This window comes from Enterobacillus tribolii (assembly GCF_003363015.1).
Classification (GTDB): Bacteria; Pseudomonadota; Gammaproteobacteria; order Enterobacterales; family Enterobacteriaceae; genus Enterobacillus; species Enterobacillus tribolii.
In genome coordinates this window covers 1-1,489 of record NZ_QRAP01000038.1, presented here as the reverse complement: position 1 = coordinate 1,489, position 1,489 = coordinate 1, and the positions used below count along the sequence as shown (strand labels likewise).

The following is a 1,489-nucleotide window of genomic DNA, read 5'->3' as shown; positions in this document are numbered from 1 at the left end:
TCCTGACATGGTTTTCTCTGGGCAGTCTGTGTTCCTTTGAGGGATGGGCAGCTCCGCTGAGTCCTTCAGACCGTGACACAATACAGCAACAGCAGCGCGAATTACTGCAGCAGAACCAGATGCAGCGCGAAGAGCTGGAGCGCAGCATAGCGCCGTCGCCACGGCGCGGTGCCGCGCTGCCTGAGAATACCGGTCCTTGCTTCCCTATCTATCATATCCGCCTTGCCGGCGCCCGTTTGCTGACGCCTGAACGGCAGCAAACCTTATTGGCGCCTTACCTCGATCAGTGTTTGGGCATTAAACAGATTTCACAGCTGACGCAGGATGTCTCCGACTGGTACATCCGCAATGGCTACATTACCAGCCGGGCATTTCTGACCGAACAGGACCTCACCCAGGGGCAACTGACGCTGCTGGTGATGGAAGGCAAGCTGGAAGAAGTGCGGATGAACGGCCAGCCCGACCGGACGCTGTCGACCACCTTCCCGCGGCTGGGCAACAGAATACTGAACCTGCGTGATATCGAGCAGGGGATGGAGCAGATAAACCGGGTGCGGCGCGAGCCGGTGCAGATCGCCATTCAGCCCGGTTCGGAGCCGGGGTATTCGGTGGTGGATCTGGAGGCGTCGAAGGAGATCCCGGTGCTGTTGAGCGCGGGCTTCGACAACAGCGGGCAGAAGAGCACCGGCGAAGAACAGCTGAACGCCTCGGTGGCGATCAATAACCTGTTCGGCCTTGCCGACCGCTGGTACGTGGCGGGTGCGCGCAGCAGCGCGTTCTCCAACAGTAAGGACGCGCAGAGCGTGCAGGCGGGCGTGAGCATGCCGTACGGCTATTTCACGTTTGACTACAGCTATTCGTACAGTGACTACCTGGCGACCATTGAGAGCCGCGGATATGAATGGCGCTCGACCGGCGATACGCAGACGCACCGGCTGAGCGGCTCGTGGGTGGCGTACCGCGACAGCGATATCAAAACCAGCCTGGTGCTGGGGATGAACCATCGCAGCAACAACAACTACCTGAGCGACGTGCGGCTGGAAAACAGCAGCTATAAGCTGACCAGCGTGCTGGCGGGCGTGAATCATGGTCAGAAACTGTGGGGCGGTTACGCCACGCTGAACCCGGCGTACAGCCGCGGGGTGCCGTGGCTGGGGGCGTCGGACGACGGCAGGCAGGCAGGTTCGCCGAAGGCGGAGTTTAATAAATGGATCGTGTCGGGCAGCTACTACCGCCCGCTCACGGACAACATAAGTTATCTGAGCAGTTTTTACGGCCAGTGGACGCCGGACCGGTTATATGGCAGCGAACGTCTGACGATAGGCGGGGAAAGTTCGGTGCGTGGCTTTAAAGAGCAATACTTGTCCGGGGACAAAGGTGGATACTGGCGTAACGAAGTAGACTGGACATTATTCAGGATGCCGGTAATAGGCGCGGTGGGCGTAGTGGCAGCCATTGACGGTGGCTATCTGCGTCATGACAAACAGGA

The 1,489-nt window shown here is 59.5% G+C and carries 1 protein-coding gene; it reads left to right on the top strand.

Annotated features, from left to right (window positions below; all coding sequences use genetic code 11):
- Positions 1–2: 2 nt before the first annotated feature.
- The coding region (locus C8D90_RS21910; protein WP_147291400.1) for a ShlB/FhaC/HecB family hemolysin secretion/activation protein at positions 3–1,489 on the top strand (1,487 nt) is incomplete at its 3' end.